Genomic DNA, 17,253 nt, shown 5'->3' with positions numbered 1-17,253 from the left:
TCGTACGTTCCCGAGCCCGCGGCGAAGCCCGCGCGGCCGTCCTCCACCCGGAGGAACTCCCCGGCACCGCGGACGGCCTCCGCCGCGCTCCGGACGGGAATCAGATCTCACCGGTGGTGTTGACGGGCAGCAAGGCGGTCAGGGGAGAGCCTTCGCTCCCGCAGCGCGGTGACCGCACGCGTCACCCCAGCCCGCCGGGCCTCGGCCGAGGGGACACACGTGGGCGGGCACTCTCCGGGAGAACGCCGTCGTCACCCTGCGCATCGCGCGGGTTTCCAAGCCACTCGGACGAAAACGAGCGAACGCGGCAAAGGTCCAGGTCTGTCGTCTGTCCCGGCCGAGACCGGCGGCTGGGATGAGTCAGAGCCGGTGGAGCGGTGCTGAGTGTGTCCAGTGCCAGTTCACCGGGCTCCACTGCTTCTTCAGGGCCGTGCGCTGTCGGGCGTACGCCCGCAGTGCCTCTTCGACGGAGGCCGCGAGGTCGGTCAGGTCGTCGGGGGCAGGGATGCGCAGGATCAGGTGCTGTTTGGTGTGGGCCAACAGCAGGTCACCGTTGGGCGCGCAGGATCCGAGGGTGAAGTGGGTCAGTGCCTTGAACGTCTTGGAGTCGGTGTCCAGCTTGGCGCGGAGTGCTCCTGCCGCGTTCCAGGCGTAGAGGCCGTAGCGGTTGAGGTGGAAGGCGTGGCCCCGGTGCGGGTCGGCGGCGAGGTTGAAGCAGAAGCCGGTGAAGGGCGAGTCGTGCCACTCATGCAGGCCTCGGAGTCGTCCGGTCATCTCGCCCTGGTCGTTGACGAGGGCGAAGACGAAGGGCTGGCCCCGGCTGCCGCCTCGGAATGTCTTGGCGTAGACGGGGACGACGAAAAGGCCGTCGGAGAGCGGGACCGGGCGACCGAGGTGGGACCGGTCCCAGCCCGAGAGGCGGTCCTCGGCGGCGACGAGTTCGGTGAGGGCCGGCCGGGGCCGGTTGGCCATGCCGACGGGGGCGTCCTGGTACGTGGCGTGGGGGCGCAGGTCGACGGCGCTGTGGCGGGCCGGTTCGGGGTCGAGCGAGGCGAGTGCGCGGATGGCCGGCTTGGAGTCGGCGGTCAGGGCTCCCTCGGCGATGCCGACGAGGTTGGTGAGGACGTTGCCGTACCTCCACACGCCGTACTCGGCGAGGGTGCACAGCAGTCGGCCCGATGGGGTGATGCTGATTGACCCGGCGAAGGGGTCGCCTTCGCCGGGAGTGAACTCGCGGTAGGGGCGCCCGTCCTTCGAGTCGTAGACGGCCAGAATCCGGCTCAGGTCCGGAGCGACGAGCGTGGTGTTGTCCGGCGTTGCGGTGAGGGCGAGAACCCCGTCGGGCAGGACGCACAAACCGATGTCGCCGCCGTCTGCGACGCCCGAGTCTCCCTCGTCCGGGCCGCCGGTGCGGAACTGCGCGCTGGCCAGGATCTCGCCCTCCTCGGAGTACCGGGTGATGATCCTGTATCCGAAGTTCGCGGTCTGCGGGTCCGGCTCCTCGTCGTCGACACCGTAGGTGTACCGGTAAACGCCGTACAGGGCGTACACCTCGCCGTTCGAGGCTCCGGCGAGGTCGAAGAGGCTCAAGCCCCAGCCCGTGGAGTACAGCGCGGTCAGGTCGAGGCGGTGGTGGTCCACCAGTGTGCCGGGCAAGGCCAGGGGCAGAGTCTGGATCATGCACTGCATCCTGCATCACGGCACTGACAGTCGGCCCGACGGATCGGGGCGAAGCCTTTCGAAGCGGTGCTCCACAGCATCGGCTCGCTGCTCAGGGGGCGGCTGACAGCCCGCCATGGCGCAATTGTTCCGGCACAGCCCTGTCACACGTAGGGCCCCGGGAGGCAGGCGCAGCGCCGGATGCCACAACACCACGCAGCGATCGGCAAGTTGCGTCGGGGTGGCGCTGTTCGCCGCGCTCTGCGCGCGGCACACACGGTGATGGCAACCGTCACGCTTGCCTCGTCGCTCCGACCGCGGCGTCGGTGCGCCTCCTGCGGACAACTGAGCGAAGGCCCTGGCGCTCCCGAGGATGAAGCCGGCAACGTCGTCGGGAGACGAAAGGTCTGCCCGGAAGCAGAACGACATGCCGGACGAGCACCGCACGGACGGCGTGGAGGAGTTGAGCTCCAGCCATACGGGGACAGCCCGATCAGCCTCGCAGTGAGCACATCCGTCCTTGCGACCGACCGGATCGCATCCGTGTCCCGCAGCAGCGCAGGTCGCATCAGCCGACGGCGTGATTGCGGCCGGCCTCCAGGATCTCGTCGGAGAGCCCGGGGTCGACGTGGCGTACGGCGCGGGCGATCATCAGTGCGCCGACCATTTCGCTGAGCAGGCTGATGGCCTTCTGGCGGGCTTCGGCCGGGTCGAGTTCCTGGCCCTTCTCCTCGGCTTCGCACAGGAACTCGGCGGCGAAACCGGCCAGATAGCCCTCGACGCCTTCGGCGTACGCGCTCTGCACCGCTTCGTTCTGCCGTACGGCGTCGGTGACCAGGGAGGCGGAGGGGCAGCCACCGTCCGCGTCGTCACGGTGTGCGGTGGACAGATAGCCGGCCACGACATGCTTCAGCGGAGGGCCGGCCTTGTACTGACCGTCCTCGATCATGCCGTCCAGGCTTTCGAGTGAGGCGGCGAAGGAGGCCCTGCAGACCTCGACCACCAAGTCGTTCTTGGAGGCGAAGTGGTTGTAGAAGCCGCCGTGGGTGAGTCCGGCTTCCTTCATCAGCTCGGCGATCCCGACCGCGTCGATGCCCTGCGAGCGGAACATGCGGCCCGCCGCTTCGAGGATGTTCCGCCGGTTGCGGGCCTTGTCCTCCTTGGTGATCCGCGGCATTGCAGTCCTTCCGCCGTCGTTCCCGACTTGACCTTTTCAATGATGACCTTCATCATAACAAGGGTTCCAATGATACCCATCATCAAACTGGACATCGAGGCGGAGCGCTGTACGTGCCCCGCTGCGGGCACCGGCCCCGTCCGCCGCGGAACCCGACGATTCGGCGGGATCGCACCACTTCGTCGAGTGGCGCCGTGAGGGCTTGCACCCGCGACGACACCGCACACCGAGGAGAACAGAAGTGACACGCAATGAAGAGGTTGTCCGCGAGGCATACCGGCTGGCGGAGGGGAACGTCCTGGACGGACGGGGCTTCCGCGCCCTGTTCACCGATGACGGAACCTTCAACGACATGCCGAACTCGATGACATTCCAGGGGGACCAGATACCCCAGGCACTGGCGGGGTTGGCCGGCGTCTTCCCCGACATCCACCGTGAGCTGCTCGCAGTGCATGTGCTCGGTGACGTCGTCGCCGTAGAGCTGCGGATTCAGGGGACGCATCTCGGCGCGTTTCCGACTCCGGCCGGCGACATCCCTCCCACCGGGAACCGCATCGACGTACCGACGGCGGACCTCTGGTACCTCCGCGAGGGAAAGATCGAAACGTTCAACTGCTACAACGCCGCGAACGTGCTGCTCGCGCAGATCGGGGCCACGCCCGACTTCGCGTCGGCGATCGAGGCCGCCAAGACGGCCGCCGCACGGGCGTAGTTCCACCACACGGGCACCGGACAGGCGACCGGACCCACGCCGAGGCGGCCACCACCTGGCAGGGGGCGCCCACTTCCCCCTTCCGTGTCACGACGTGAACAGACCCGCCGCCCCGCGTGGCCGCCGTCCACCGTGAGGGTGGCCGGCGGGGTCCCGCCGAAGGTGCGGGCCCGTCGTGCGGACATGTGCCCGCACGACGGGCGGCACGTTCAGTGCTGGGTCTTCGACGCCCAGAGCGGTGCCCCTCCCGCGTAGATCACCAGGTTGCCGTCCTTCTGGAGGCGCAGGATCGCGCCGCGGTGGCCCTGGGTCTTACTGGCCCAGACCGGTCGACTGTCGGCGGTGTAGACGACCAGGTTGCCGTCCGCCTGGAAGACCGCCTGGTAGTCGTGGCCGAAGGTCATGGTGGCCCAGCGGGGCTTGTCGTTCTCGTCGTATACGACGAGGTTGCCGTCGCGCTGCATCCGCAGCCTCGTCCTGTTCGCCTCGACGGATTCGCCGGCCCGCAACACCCTGGTGGCCGTGACCGTGATGTCCGCCGGCCGGGACGGCTTCTTCACCGGCTCGGGGGTGGGTTTCCGGGTCTGCTTCGGGGTCTGCTTCGAGGTCTGCTTCGGCGAGGGCTTCTTCGTCGGGGACGGCGACGGCGCTACTGGGGCCGCGACCGGGGCCTGCCGTTGCACGACCTCCTTCGGTGTCGGCGACTTCTTCGGCTTCGCCCGCTTCTTCGTGGGCGAAGCGGGCGACGAAGCGTACGCCTGCGCCCCCTCTCTCGTCGGCTCCCCGCCGCCCAGCAGCGTGCCCGCCTGGTTGGCGACGGTGGTGTCGTGCCGCTCGGGCTCACTGTGACGGCTCATGAGGAGGACCGGCACGGCGACCAGCGCGGCCCCCAGCAAGGCGGCGCCCGCCAGCAGGGGACGGCTCGGGCGCCCCGCCGGAGCCGCCGCGCCGGGCTCGGCACCCTCAGGCTCCGAAGCCGCCAAGGCCTCGGCGACTCCCGGCTCCGCCGCCGCATCGAGTGCGGAAAGGGACGTCTCCGTTTCGGGGGCGGAAGTTGGCGTCCCCGCTTCGGGGGCCGAGGCCGCGGACCCGTCCCCCTTCTCCGGCGCCTGCGCCGGATGCGTGCCGACGGAGGTCTCCTCCTGAGCGGCGGGGCCGGCAGCGGCGGGCTCGGACCACGTCACCGGCTCGGCGGCGGACTCGGACTCCGCCCCCGGCCCGGCCTCTGGCAACCGGACGCCCGGTGCCGCCGGAGCCGGGTGCGTTTCCGGGCCGGCTCCGGCGGGGTCGAGGGCCGCAGAAGTCTCTTCCGTCGTCACCTTCGAGGCCGTTCCGGTCCGGTCCGTCATCTGGCCCATCCGTCCCGTAGTTCGTCGTGCATCCCTGTGAGCGCTCTCATTCACGCACACATCCGGGGACTAGTCATATCTCTGCGATGAACAATGGGTCTCGGGAGAATCCCCGGGCCCAGTAAGGGTGTTACGGAAAATCCCGTAATGCGCGGTACACCACCCTCCGACGCATCGCACAGCGCCCGGTCCCCCGCCTCGACGGCAGGACTGGGGTGGGATCGCAGGTGAGAGGAAGGCATGATGGGGCCGACCGCAACCCACGGGTGCCGATACAAGGAGGTCAACGGAGTGCGCCAGGTACTGACGATCTGTCCGGAGGGCACCGGGGACGCCCGGACGATCGCAGAGGCCCTGGCCAGGGCGCGCGGAGGGGCGGTGCTCAGTGTGCGCCCGGGGACATACGAGGAGAACCTCGTCGTCACCACCCGCGTGACCATCGCCGCCGAGCAGTCGCGCGGCAGCGTCCGCCTGGCACCGCGCACCGGGACCGCGATATCGCTGCGTGCCGACGCCTTGATGCTGACCGATCTGGTGGTGCAGGGCCAGGACGAGGAGGCTCCCGTCGTGGACGCCTCGCACGGGCAGGTGGCGATGCAGGGGTGCGACGTCTCCGGCGCGTCCTGGGCCACTGTCCTCGCCCGCGGTTCCGGCTCGTTGGCCATGCGCGAGTGCCGGGTCTCCAGCCGTACCGGCGCGGGCGTGGTCGTCACCTCGGCCAGCGAGAGCTCGCTGGAATCGTGCACCTTCGAGCACCTGGGCACCAGTGGCGTGGTGATCGGCGAGCGCGGCAGGGCGACGGTACGTGGTTGTACCGTGCGCGACGCACGCGGCAACGGCCTGCTGGCCAACGGCGACGCGCAGGTCTCCGTCGAGGACTGCGACCTCTCCTCGACCGACAAGCCCGCGCTGGCCCTGGAGGAGCGCAGCGCGGTCCGGATACTGCGGACCGTGATCCACGACACCGCGATCGGTGCTCACCTCACCAGCGCCGCCCGGGTCGAGCTGGACGACGTGCGGGTCAACGGCACCACCGGCCAGGGCATCATCGTCTCGCACGGTGCCGACCCGGTGCTGCGCCGCTGCCGCACCTCACGCACGGCGGGCAACGGCCTTTTCGTCACCGACCGTTCGCGGGGCACGTACGAGGACTGCTGGCTCAGCGGCGCGCGGGGGCCGGCGCTGCACGTGGCGGGTTCCTCCTCGCCCACCCTGACCTCGCTGACCGTCCGGGACGGCGAGGCCGAGGCAGTGCTGCTGGAAGCGGACTCGGCGGCCGAGCTGGACCGTGTGGAGATCCTGGACGTCAGGGGCACCGGCATCGTGGTCAGGGGCGGAGCCAACCCTCTGGTGCGCAGGGCCCGCATCACCGGCACGGGCGGCACCGGCGTCTCGGTGACCGACGGCGGGCGCGGCCGGCTGGAGGACTGCTCGGTGGAGTCGCCGGGAGGCGCCGGAGTGGCGGTCGCCTCGGGGGGCAACGTCTATCTGGCAGGCCTGAAGGTGACCGGCCCCGGCGGCGCGGGCTTGGAGATCGGCGGCCAGGGCACGGCTGCGCTGCGCGACGGCGAGTTGGTGTCGGCGGGCGGCTGCGGCGTCGTCGTGGACAACGGCGGCGAGCTGACGGCGACCCGGGTGCGGACCGCCGCCGCCACCGACCACGGCTTCCTGGTCCGCGACGGCGGCCGGGCCAATTTCAACGGCTGCGAGGCGGCGGGGAACGGCCGTGACGGCATCCGGGTGGAGACCGAGTCGCCGGTGTCGGTGGTCGGCTGCACTGTGCGCGAGAACAAGGGCGGCGGGCTCGTCCAGTCCAAGGCGAATGGCCGGCTCGCGGTGGAGAACCTGAACAGCACCGGCAACGAGTCCCGCGACGCCTGGGGCTACGGCGAGGCCGAGGGCACTGATCCGGCGGGCACCGTGCCCGAGTCTGATGGTCCCGGCCGCCCGGACGGCCCGATGGCCGCCCTGGAGAACCTGATCGGCCTGGACAACGTCAAGGAACAGGTCCGCACGCTGGTCAACCTCACCCAGCTCGCCCGGCGCCGCGCCCAGTTGGGCATGTCCGCGCCGCCGATGAGCCGGCACCTGGTCTTCGCGGGGCCGCCCGGCACGGGTAAGACGACGGTCGCGCGGCTCTATGGCACGATCCTGGCCGAGCTCGGGACGCTGCGGTCCGGGCACCTGGTCGAGGTCTCCCGAGCCGATCTGGTCGCGCAGGTCATCGGCGGTACCGCCATCAAGACGACGGAGACCTTCGAACGGGCGCTGGGCGGTGTGCTCTTCATCGACGAGGCGTACGCGCTCACCTCCGACTCGCGCGGCTCGGGCGCCGACTTCGGCCGGGAGGCCGTGGACACGCTGCTGAAGCTGATGGAGGACCACCGCGACGACGTGGTGGTCGTGGTCGCCGGCTACTCCGGTGAGATGCGGGCCTTCCTCGGCTCCAACCCGGGTCTGGCCTCCCGGTTCTCGCGGACGGTGGAATTCGAGAACTACTCGGTTCCCGAACTCGTGGAGATCCTGGAGAGCATGTGCGGGCGCCACCAGTACGTGCTGAACGACGAGACCCGCAAGGCGCTGGCGACACACTTCGACCGGATGCCCAAGGACGCCGGATTCGGCAACGGCCGTGCGGCGCGTCAGGTCTTCGAGGAGATGGTGGACCGTCAGGCGGTACGGCTGGCCTCGCTGACCCGGGTCACCGAGGAGGACCTCACACTGCTGCTGCCGCAGGACATCAGCGAGGAGGCCGCCCGTGATTCCGAGGCGGGTCCGGACGGCACCGACGCCGGGGACGACGCGCTCAGTCGCCTGGACGCCCTGGTCGGGCTCTCCGCCGTCAAGCGGGACGTCACGGATCTGGTCAACCTTGTCTCCACGGCCCGGCAACGGGAGGCCGCCGGGCTGCCGGTGCCGCGCCTCAGCCACCATCTCGTCTTCACCGGGCCGCCCGGCACCGGCAAGACCACGGTGGCGCGGCTCTACGGCGAACTCCTCGTCTCCTTGGGCGTGCTGCCGCGGGGCCAGCTCGTCGAGGTGTCCCGCGCCGACATGGTCGGGCGCTACGTGGGCCACACCGCGCAGCTCACCAAGGAGGTCTTCGGGCGGGCGCTGGGCGGTGTCCTCTTCATCGACGAGGCGTACGCGCTCACACCTCGGGAGGCGTCGGGCGCCGACTTCGGCCGGGAGGCCGTGGACACGCTGCTGAAGCTGATGGAGGACCACCGCGACCAGGTGGTGGTCATCGTCGCCGGCTACACCAGCGAGATGGAGGGCTTTCTGGCCTCCAACCCGGGGCTGCACTCGCGGTTCTCACGGAAGATCGAGTTCGCCGACTACTCGTCCGACGAACTCGTCACCATCGTGCGCCAACACGCGTTGCAGGCCGGGTACGAGTGCGGTACCGGACTCGGCTCGGTACTGCGGCACCACTTCGACACCCTGCCGCGCGACGGGTCGTTCGGCAACGCGCGCACCGCCCGTCAGGTGCTGGAGCGGATGATGACGCGCCAGGCGGGACGGCTCAGCCGAATGGCCGCGCCCAGCCTCGACGACCTGCGGCTGCTGCTCCCCGAGGACCTCACCGACCCGGTGTCGGCGTCCGCCTCGGGCGGGGCGGGGGCGTGACGGCGATGCGCGGGAGGAACCTGTCCCGGACCGCCGCCGGCGCGCTGGCGCTGCTGCTGACGGCCGCTCTGAGCGGTGCCGGCGCTGTGAGCGCCGCGGCGGCCGACGGGAACACCGTGGAACTGCCGGTGCTCAGGACGAGGCTGACGGGCAGCGGCGGCTGCACCGAGGGGTCGGGGCGGCAGGCCACCGCCGTGCCGTGGGAGCAGATCAGCCTCCAGCTGGGTCGCGCCTGGCAGTTCGCGTCCGGCTCCGGGGTCAAGGTGGGCGTGGTCGACACCGGTGTCTCGTCCTCCGCGCCCACGCTGAAGGGCCGCGTGACGGCCGTCGGCGCGGCCGGGAAGGACTGTGTCGGGCACGGCACGTTCGTGGCCGGGCTGATCGCCGCACAGTCGGACAAGGGTGTGAGGTTCGCGGGCGTCGCCCGGCGTTCGGCCATCGTCGCGGTGCGCGGAACCGACGAGCGCGGCGCCGCCACGGCCGGGCGGGTCGCCTCGGGCATCGAGGCCGCCGTCGGGGCCGGTGCCAAGGTGGTGACCGTGTCGGCGGCGTTCGCGCGCGACACGGCAGCACTGAGGTCCGCGGTGCGACTGGCCGCGGAGAAGGATGTACTGCTGATCGCGGCCGCCGTGCCGGACTCGCCGACCGACGGGGTGGGCCGGGAGGTCCCGGCCCGGGACTACTACCCGGCCGCCAGTGACGGGGTGCTGTCCGTGCTCGACGTGGACGTCAGGGGTGAGCGGCCGGCCGGCTCGTACACCACCGGGAGCGCCGAGCTCGCGGCGCCCGGTGACGGGGTGATCGGAATCGGTCCGTCGAAGAACGGCCACTACATCGGTTCGGGCGCCTCGCTGGCCGCCGGGTACGTGGCGGGGGCGGCGGCGCTGGTGCGGTCGGTGCACCCGGAGCTGACGGCCGCGCAGACGGCCGGTCTGTTGCGGTCATCGGCCTACCCGGACGCCGTGCCGCGGGTCGACCCGTACGCCGCCGTCACCGCGGTCCTCACCTCCGCCTCCCCCGCCGCGCGGGCTTCGGCGGGACTGGCCGCGGACAAGGAGTCGGCCGCCCCGGTGCGGATGCCGGAGGACAGGGCCGCCGGGCCGCTTCGCCGCGCCATGTGGCCGACGCTGGCCGGCGTGGCCGTGGTGGTCACGGTCGTCTGGCTCGCCGTGATCATCCCGCGGGGCCGCCGCACGGGCTGGCGGCCGTCTGCCCGGCGCCCCTGAGCGATACGGCCCCGCGCCCCTGGCGGGGGGTGCGGGGCCGTATCAGTGCGGCGCATGGGCCGGGGGCCGCCTACTCCTGCTCCGTCCCCGCCGCCAGCGCCGTCTGGATCAGTACCGGCTTGCGCCGCACGATGTGCAGCGCGCGCCCCGGCGGCAGTACTCGCGGCTTCACGTTCCCGAAGACGTACCCCTCTGACGGCGGTGTCGACATCAGGACGCCCGGGGTGTTGACCTCGTCCAGGCGTCGCAGCAGCTGGTCGTTCAGGCCGCGTCCGGCGCCGGTGGCGGACCGCACCACGACGATGTGCAGGCCCAGTTCGTGGCCGAGCGCGAGGTGGTCGAAGAGCGGTGCGAACGGGTGATCGATCACTGTGCCGCCGCCGACCATGTCGTAGTCGTCGACGAGGACGAACAACCGGGGGCCGGACCACCAGTCGGCGCGGCGCATCCGGGCCGGCGTGATCTCCTGGCCGGGCAGTCGGGTCTGCAGCGCCTTCGCGGAGCCGCCGACGAGCTGCTTGAGGGCATCGACCGAGACGGCGTGCCCGAGCCGGTACTCCTCGGGCACCGCCTCCACCAGGTCACGGCGGTAGTCGACGACGAGGATGCGGGCCTCGGTCGGCGCGTAGCGGGCGACGATGGCATCCGCCACCACCCGCAGCAGGTTGGTCTTGCCGCTCTCGGTGTCGCCGACGGCGACGAGGTGCGGGGTGCGGGAGAAGTCGTGCCAGACGGTGTCCAGCGTCTCCTCGTCCTGCCCGATGGGCAGCCTGAGGCTCTGGCCCTGGCCGAGCTCCGGCGCGGGCAGCTCCGAGGCCGGCAGCCGGTGCGGCAGCATCCGTACCTGCGGTGCGCGCGGCCCGTGCCAGGCGGCGGCGATCCGCTCGACCAGGTCGCTGACGCCCTCGCTCAGCGTCTCCGGGTCGCTGGAGCCGTCGCCGCGGGGCAGCGCGGAGAGGAAGTGCAGCTTGGAGTCGACGGTGAGCCCCCGGCCGGGCGTACGGGGCACGCCGGCGGCCTTGCGGACGTCGACCACGGAGTCCATCGTGTCGCCGAGTCTCAGCTCCAGGCGGGTCGCTGCCTGGTCGCGCACCGGGGCGGTCAGCTCCAGCCAGCGCGAGGTCGCGACGATGAGGTGGATGCCGTAGTTGAGGCCACCGGTGGCGATCTGGTTGAAGGTCGGGATGAACTGGTCGAAGTTCTGCCGGACCGTGGACCAGCCGTCGATCACCAGGAAGATGTCGCCGTGCGGCTCGTCGGGGAACTCCCCGGCGGCGCGGCGGCGCCGGTAGGTCGCCATCGAGTCGATGCCGTGCTCCAGGAAGAACTGCTCGCGACGGGTGAGTACGGCGGTCACCTCGGCCACGGTGCGGCCGATCCGGTCCGCGTCGAGGCGGGCGGCGACGCCGGCGACGTGTGGCAGCCCGGTGAGCTGGGAGAGCGTTCCGCCACCGAAGTCGAGGCAGTAGAACTGCGCTTCGCGCGGGGTGTGCGTGAGCGCGAGGCCCATGATGAGGCTGCGCAGCACGGTCGACTTGCCGCTCTGCGAGCCGCCCGCGACGGCGACGTGGCCGCCCGCGGTCGCGAGGTCCACGACGAGGGGATCGCGGCGCTGGTCGAAGGGCTTGTCGACGAGGCCGACAGGCACCCGCAGCTTGCCGGTGCCGTTCCACCGCGGCGCGGTCAGGCCGCGCTCAGGATCGACGGCCAGGCCGTTCAGCAGGACGTCGAGCGGGGACGGGGCGCCCAGCGGCGGCAGCCACACGCGGTGGGCGGGCGGGCCTGCGTCGCGCAGCCGGTCCAGGGCGACCGACAGCAGGCTGGAGCTGTCGTCCGCCTCCTCCGCCTCGGGCGCGACGGTGGCCGGAGCGGGAGCGCGGGGCACCACGTACTCGGCGGTCCAGGGCACGACCTGGCTGGCGACGCGGGCCTGGGCGACGACGCCGCCGCGACGGCGGTAGGGGCCGGATACGTAGGCGGCGCGGAACCGGGTCAGCGCCTCGACGCCGCTCTTGAGGAAGCCGCTGCCCGGCTGGGAGGGCAGTTCGTAGGCGTCGGGGACGCCGAGGACACCGCGCGACTCCATCGCGGAGAAGGTGCGCAACCCGATCCGGTAGGAAAGGTGCGATTCCAGTTGGTGCATGCGGCCCTCGTCCAGGCGCTGCGAGGCGAGCAGCAGGTGCACACCAAGGGACCGGCCGAGGCGGCCGATCATCACGAAGAGCTCCATGAACTCCCGGTGCGCGGCGAGCAGTTCGCTGAACTCGTCGACGACGACGAAGAGACTGGGCAGCGGGGCGAGGTCGGCGCCGCCGGCGCGCGCCCGCTCGTACTCAAGGGCGGAGGTGTAGTTGCCGGCCGCGCGCAGCAGTTCCTGGCGGCGCAGCAGTTCGCCGTGGAGGGCGTCCTGCATGCGCTCCACCAGGGCGGCTTCGTCGGCGAGGTTGGTGATCACGGCGCTGGTGTGCGGGAGTTCGTCCAGGCCGAGGAAGGTGGCACCTCCCTTGAAGTCGACGAGGACGAAGTTGAGCGTCTCGGAGGAGTTGGTGAGGGCGAGGCCGAGGACGAGCGTGCGCAGCAGTTCGGACTTGCCGGAGCCGGTGGCGCCGATGAGCATGCCGTGCGGGCCCATGCCTCCCTGCGCGGACTCCTTGATGTCCAGCTCCACCGGGCGGCCGTCCGCGCCGACGGCGACCGGCACCCGCAGCCGTGCGGAGCCGTTGTGCCGCCGCCACAGGGACTCGGGGTCGAGTCGGTGCAGGTCGGGGATGCCGAGGAGGGTGGTGAGCTCCATGTCGGCGGAGAGCGGCTCGACCGCGTCGGCGGTGAGGCTCATCCGGTACGGGGATATCAGCCGGGCCAGGGTCTCGGCGGCGACCGGGCCGACCTGGTCGGGGCGGCCGAGGACGGTCGTCTGTTCTTTGCGGCTGCGGTCGGTGCGTACCAGGGCGACGGTCTCGGCGGTGACGTCGAGGCGGAGGGTGGTGCGGCCGGGGCGCCAGGTGAGGGTGGAGGAGAGGTCGAGGACGACGGCGTTGCGGTAGCCCGGGCCGTCGAAGCGGTGGCCGGCCGGAACGGTGGCACCGTCGACGACCACCACGACGAGCGGTTCGTCGCGGCCGGGCACGGCATCCGGGTCGAAGGCGGGCCGCTCGGAGAACTCGCTGCCGAGTTGGTTCTCCAGGTCGGTGAAGGCGGAGGCGACCATGCGCAGCGGTCCGGCGCCGTCGGTCTCCTGGGGGTGCTGGTTGTGCGGGAGCCACTTCACCCACTCCCATTCGGCGCGGTGCTCGTCGTCGGCGCAGACCGCGATCCACACCTCCTCGGGCGGGTGGAAGACCGCGAGCTGGCTCAGCGCGGCGCGCAGCATGCCCCGCGCGGCGTCCTGGTCGCCGCGCAGCAGCACCCGGGACCAGGAGCGCAGGTAGAGCGCGATGGGCTGGCCGGGGACGGTGCTGTAGGCGCGGATGAAGCGGCGCAGGGCGTGCGCGCAGAGCGGTTCGAGGTCCTCGACGGGTTTGGTGGAGACGGGGTTGAGCCGCAGGGCGAGCTGCTGGTCGCCCACTGCGATGCGGAGCTCGGCGAAGTCGACGTCCTTGGTGCGTCGTTCCCACAGCCGGGTGGTGCGCACCATGGAGCGCAGCACGGCGGGCTCGGGGTGGCGCCAGGCGAGCGCGAGTTGCTGCTCGACGACGGTGCGCTGCACGGTGCGCCGGCTCTGCGCCAGGTAGCGCAGGTAGTCACGGCGTTCGCCGCGCAGCCGCTGTTTGCGGTCGCCCGCCTTGCGCATCACCTGACCGACCATCATCGCGGCGGCGGCGAGCACCATCATGCCGAGCGCGATGTACATGAAGATGCCGGATCCCTGGCCTCCCATGCGCAGGAACATCAGCATCATCGAGACCGACATCATGGCCATCGGCAGGTACGTCCATACCGCGGACGTGTCCGGCACGGTCTCCATCAGGGTCGGCGGTTCCTGCAGGGTCAGCTCGCCGCTCGGCATGTCGGGTCCACGGCGACGGGCCGGACGACGGAACAGGACCACGCTCAACGCTGGGGCTCCTTAGCGGTCTTCACGCACGCGGCGGTACCCGGAGGCGGCGCACGAACCGGGTGCCGACGCCGGCGGGCGCGGTACGGGCGCGCCGTACGGACGGCGGAGTCCTGGGACGCCCGGCCGGGTATGTGTGCCGTGCACGCTGCCGGGGCTCCCGTTACGAGGGCCTCCGGGAGTGACAGTAGTGTGCACCCCGTCAACTCCGTAAGTCCACGTCACCCCCTCCCTCCGCACGCTGCCCGCCGTTCGACTGTCGTCCATCTCATTCGCGCCACCTCCCCCTCAGTGGCCTGCAACACCGCACGCCACGCCCTCCGTTCCGACGTTCAGGAGACGTGAGCCCCCGGTATGACCGACACTTCCGTGGCCGACCTGTGCCACCTGACCGTGCGCGCCCCGGGCCGCACCATCGACCTCTCCGTGCCCTCCGACGTGCCGGTGGCCGACCTGCTGCCGACGGTGCTGCGGTACGCGGGCGAGGACATCGAGGAGACGGGTCTCGAACACGACGGCTGGATACTCCAGCGCCTCGGCGGGCGGCCGCTGGACGAGGAGGCGACGCTGGCGACCCTGGGCCTGACCGACGGCGACGTCCTGCATCTGCGACCGCGCACCGAAGCGCTGCCCGAGGTGCGCCTCGACGACCTGGTCGACGGGATCGCCTCGGTCACCCGGGACCGGCTGCACAACTGGGGCGAGGGGGCGGCACGGCACCTGCTGCGCGCCTTGGTCGCGGTGGCCGTGCTGGCCGGTCTGGCGCTGCTGGCGTGGCCCGGTGCGTCGGTGGCGCTGCGCGCGGGCGCGGCCGTCGCCACCGGCGCGCTGCTGCTCGCCGGCGCGGCCTCGGCGAGCCGGGCGGTGGACGACGGCACGACCGGCGCGGTCCTCGGTCTGCTGGCGGCTCCGGCGCTGGCTCTCGCGGGCTGGCTTGTGCCGGGCGGCGAGCTGAGCGGACCCCAGGCCCATCAGGTGCTGGGCGCGCGGCTGTTGGGCGCGGCGGCGGCCTGGGCGGGCGGCGCGGTGCTCGCCCTTGCGGCCACCGCGGTACGCACCCCGCTCTTCCTGGCCTCCGCGCTGACCGCGTTCGCCACGGCGGTGGGCGGTGCGGTGATGACCCTGTTCGACCTGCGGGCGGCCGCCGCGGCGGGCGTGGTGGCGATGCTGACGGTGCTCCTCGGTGGCCTGGTCCCGGCGCTGTCGTTCCGGTTCGCGGGAATGCGGATGCCGGCGCTGCCGACCAACGCTCAACAGCTGCAGGAGGGAATCGAGCCCTACCGCGGCAACGATGTCGCAACTCGCACCGAGTTGGCCGGCGAGTGGATGACGGCGCTGTACGGGGCGACGGGCGTGCTGGCGTCGGCCTGCCTGGTGGCGCTCGCGCACCGGCCCACGCTGCCCGCGCTGCTGTGCGCGCTGGTGCTGTCGCTGCTGCTGCTTCTGCACGGCCGGGGCCTGGTGAACACCACGCAGCGGCTGGTGCTGGTGCTGCCCGGCGCCTGGGGTCTGCTGCTGCTGGCGTTCGGCTGGGGCCTGGACCTGACCGGTGTGGACCGGGTGCTCCTGGTGGTGGGCCTGCTGGTGGTCGCGACGGTGCTGACGATCGCGGTGTGGACGGTGCCGGGCCGCCGTCTGGTGCCGTACTGGGGCCGGGCCGCAGAGCTGCTGCACACCCTTCTGGCGGTCTCCCTGCTGCCGCTCACCCTCTGGCTGCTGGGCGTCCTCGGCGCCCTGCGCGGCTGGAACGGATGACGGGCCGGCCGGGCACCGCGACGACGACGAACCACTGAGAGCAGGAGGCGACCGTGCGGTCCAAGCGCGACCAGGTGCAAGCACACACGTTCATGATGGGGCGGCTGACCTCGGGCATGCTGCTGGCCGACCCCGACGCCCCGGAGAGCCCGCTGGGACGTACCACCCGCGGTGCGCTGATCGGCATCATCGTCGCCGTCCTGATCTCGGCCGGCGCCTTCGTGTACGGGCTGCTCCGGCCGGGCGGCAACGACGCCTGGCGCAGCGGCGACACCCTGATCGTCAACAAGGACACGGGCGCCCGCTACCTGTACGCGGACGGCCGGCTGCGTCCGGTGCGCAACTACGCCTCGGCGCTGCTGATCGGCGGCGCGGACCTGGACACGACCGCGGTGGGCACGAATTCCCTGAAGGGCACTCCGGTGGGCGCACCGGTCGGCATCGCCGGCGCCCCGGACGGCGTACCGGGCTCGGGTGACCTGGAGACGTCGGCGTGGGAGGTGTGCTCCACGGGCGACGGGGAGGAGACGACACTGGTGCCGGGCGCGCCGGTGGAGACCCGGCCGGTCGGCGCGGGTTCGGCGCTGGTGGTGCGGGGGCCGGACGACCGCACGTACCTGATGTGGCAGGGCAGCAGGCTGGAGCTGGACCGGAGGTCGGGGGCGGCGGAGTCACTGGGTTACGGTGCGGTGACGCCCCGCCCGGTGTCGGCGGCATTCCTGGACGCCCTGGTCAGCGGCCCGAAGCTGGCCACCCCGAAGGTCGCGGACCGGGGCGCGCCGGGCCCGGCACTGCCGGGCGGGAAGACCCGGGTCGGGCAGGTGTTCCGGATGACGGCGGGCTCCGTGAGCCAGGACTACGTGCTCCAGAAGGACGGCCTGCACGCGGTGACGGCCACTCAGGCGGCTCTGCTGCTGGGCGACCCGGACACCCGCAGGAAGGCGTACGACGGCGCGTCCCCGGAGCCCGTCGCCATCAGCGTCTCGGATCTCCGCACCCATCAGGCGCCGGGCACGGCCGGCACCGACCCGTCGGTGGCAGGGCTGCCGGACAGCCCGCCGGCGGCGTTGCGGCTGCCCGCCGGGCAGGCGGCGTGCACGCGGGTCGATCCGGACGGCGGCGAGGTGCGGGTGACGTCGGTGCGGATCGCCCAGGTCGCGCTGTCGCCCTACGCGGCGGCCGACTCCACGGCACTGGTCCCGGCCTGTGTGGCGGTGGACCACGTGGTGACGCGCCCGGGGCACGGCACCCTGGTGCGGGTACTGGGCGCGGCCGGCGCGACGGTCGGCAACACCACGTTCCTCGTGGGCGACGACGGGGTGAAGTACCGCGTCGCGAACGCGGAGGCGCTGGCCGCCCTCGGGTACTCCGACGGCGATGCAGTGCGGGTTCCGTCCACGCTGCTGTCGCTGCTGCCGACCGGACCGGACCTGAGCACGGAGGCCGCGGCGCGGTCGAACCCGGGCGCCGAAGCGGGGAAGGCCGCGTCGGGTCCCGCGACGCAGTGTCGCACCGGCGGCGCCGAACCGGGTGTCCGGGCATCTGAATCGAGTATCGGGAAGGCCGCTTCCGGCTCCTGAGATCCGGCTGCGCCGGGGAGGTTTCCCACCGGTTAATGCCCCGGGAAAATATCGAGCGCCAACCTCAGATCTACCTCAGCTTGTTGTCTTCTCAACTTGCCTCACTTTAGT

Annotated in this window: 9 protein-coding genes; 5 read left to right on the top strand and 4 right to left on the bottom strand. The window is 71.9% G+C overall.

Annotated elements, in window-relative coordinates; genetic code table 11:
* Positions 1-360 precede the first annotated feature (360 nt).
* Positions 361-1,680, bottom strand: a complete 1,320-nt coding sequence (locus ACZ6C6_RS08915) for a hypothetical protein (RefSeq protein WP_469200563.1) — start codon at positions 1,678-1,680, stop codon at positions 361-363.
* 547 nt (positions 1,681-2,227) lie between these two features.
* Positions 2,228-2,836, bottom strand: a complete 609-nt coding sequence (locus tag ACZ6C6_RS08910) for a TetR/AcrR family transcriptional regulator (protein ID WP_469200561.1) — start codon at positions 2,834-2,836, stop codon at positions 2,228-2,230.
* Between the two features lie 241 nt (positions 2,837-3,077).
* On the opposite strand from ACZ6C6_RS08910, the gene ACZ6C6_RS08905 reads away from it, so the two are divergent.
* Positions 3,078-3,548 (top strand): ester cyclase, encoded by a 471-nt coding sequence (locus ACZ6C6_RS08905; RefSeq protein ID WP_469200559.1) that lies wholly within the window; start codon positions 3,078-3,080, stop codon positions 3,546-3,548.
* Positions 3,549-3,757: 209 nt separating this feature from the next.
* Here ACZ6C6_RS08905 and ACZ6C6_RS08900 read toward each other — a convergent pair whose 3' ends face one another.
* A complete protein-coding gene (locus tag ACZ6C6_RS08900) occupies positions 3,758-4,897 on the bottom strand; it encodes a hypothetical protein (protein ID WP_469200557.1) in 1,140 nt (379 codons plus the stop codon).
* 291 nt (positions 4,898-5,188) lie between these two features.
* Between ACZ6C6_RS08900 and ACZ6C6_RS08895 the strand changes: the two genes are divergently transcribed.
* Positions 5,189-8,527: a right-handed parallel beta-helix repeat-containing protein gene (locus ACZ6C6_RS08895; RefSeq protein ID WP_469200555.1), complete on the top strand. Its 3,339-nt coding sequence runs from the start codon at positions 5,189-5,191 to the stop codon at positions 8,525-8,527.
* A complete protein-coding gene (locus ACZ6C6_RS08890) occupies positions 8,524-9,753 on the top strand; it encodes a S8 family serine peptidase (RefSeq protein ID WP_469200553.1) in 1,230 nt (409 codons plus the stop codon). The genes ACZ6C6_RS08895 and ACZ6C6_RS08890 overlap by 4 nt, the downstream gene beginning before the upstream one ends.
* 70 nt (positions 9,754-9,823) lie before the next feature.
* Here the strand turns inward: ACZ6C6_RS08890 and eccCa are convergent, their stop codons facing one another.
* Positions 9,824-13,759 (bottom strand): type VII secretion protein EccCa, encoded by a 3,936-nt coding sequence (gene eccCa, locus ACZ6C6_RS08885; protein WP_469200552.1) that lies wholly within the window; start codon positions 13,757-13,759, stop codon positions 9,824-9,826.
* Positions 13,760-14,161: 402 nt separating this feature from the next.
* On the opposite strand from eccCa, the gene eccD reads away from it, so the two are divergent.
* Positions 14,162-15,562, top strand: a complete 1,401-nt coding sequence (gene eccD / locus ACZ6C6_RS08880; protein ID WP_469200550.1) for a type VII secretion integral membrane protein EccD — start codon at positions 14,162-14,164, stop codon at positions 15,560-15,562.
* A gap of 53 nt (positions 15,563-15,615) precedes the next feature.
* Positions 15,616-17,142, top strand: a complete 1,527-nt coding sequence (gene eccB, locus ACZ6C6_RS08875; protein WP_469200548.1) for a type VII secretion protein EccB — start codon at positions 15,616-15,618, stop codon at positions 17,140-17,142.
* Positions 17,143-17,253 lie beyond the last annotated feature (111 nt).

Source organism: Streptomyces sp. NPDC041814 (assembly GCF_055590565.1).
Note: the sequence above shows the minus strand (reverse complement) of the source record. Positions and strands in the feature narration are given on the sequence as shown.

Coding starts and splice junctions, on each gene's coding strand:
- ACZ6C6_RS08900 (WP_469200557.1), bottom strand. CDS start 4,897: ATGACGGACCGGACCGGAACGGCCTCGAAGGTGACGACGGAAGAGACT.
- eccD (WP_469200550.1), top strand. CDS start 14,162: ATGACCGACACTTCCGTGGCCGACCTGTGCCACCTGACCGTGCGCGCC.
- ACZ6C6_RS08910 (WP_469200561.1), bottom strand. CDS start 2,836: ATGCCGCGGATCACCAAGGAGGACAAGGCCCGCAACCGGCGGAACATC.
- ACZ6C6_RS08915 (WP_469200563.1), bottom strand. CDS start 1,680: ATGATCCAGACTCTGCCCCTGGCCTTGCCCGGCACACTGGTGGACCAC.
- eccCa (WP_469200552.1), bottom strand. CDS start 13,759: ATGCCGAGCGGCGAGCTGACCCTGCAGGAACCGCCGACCCTGATGGAG.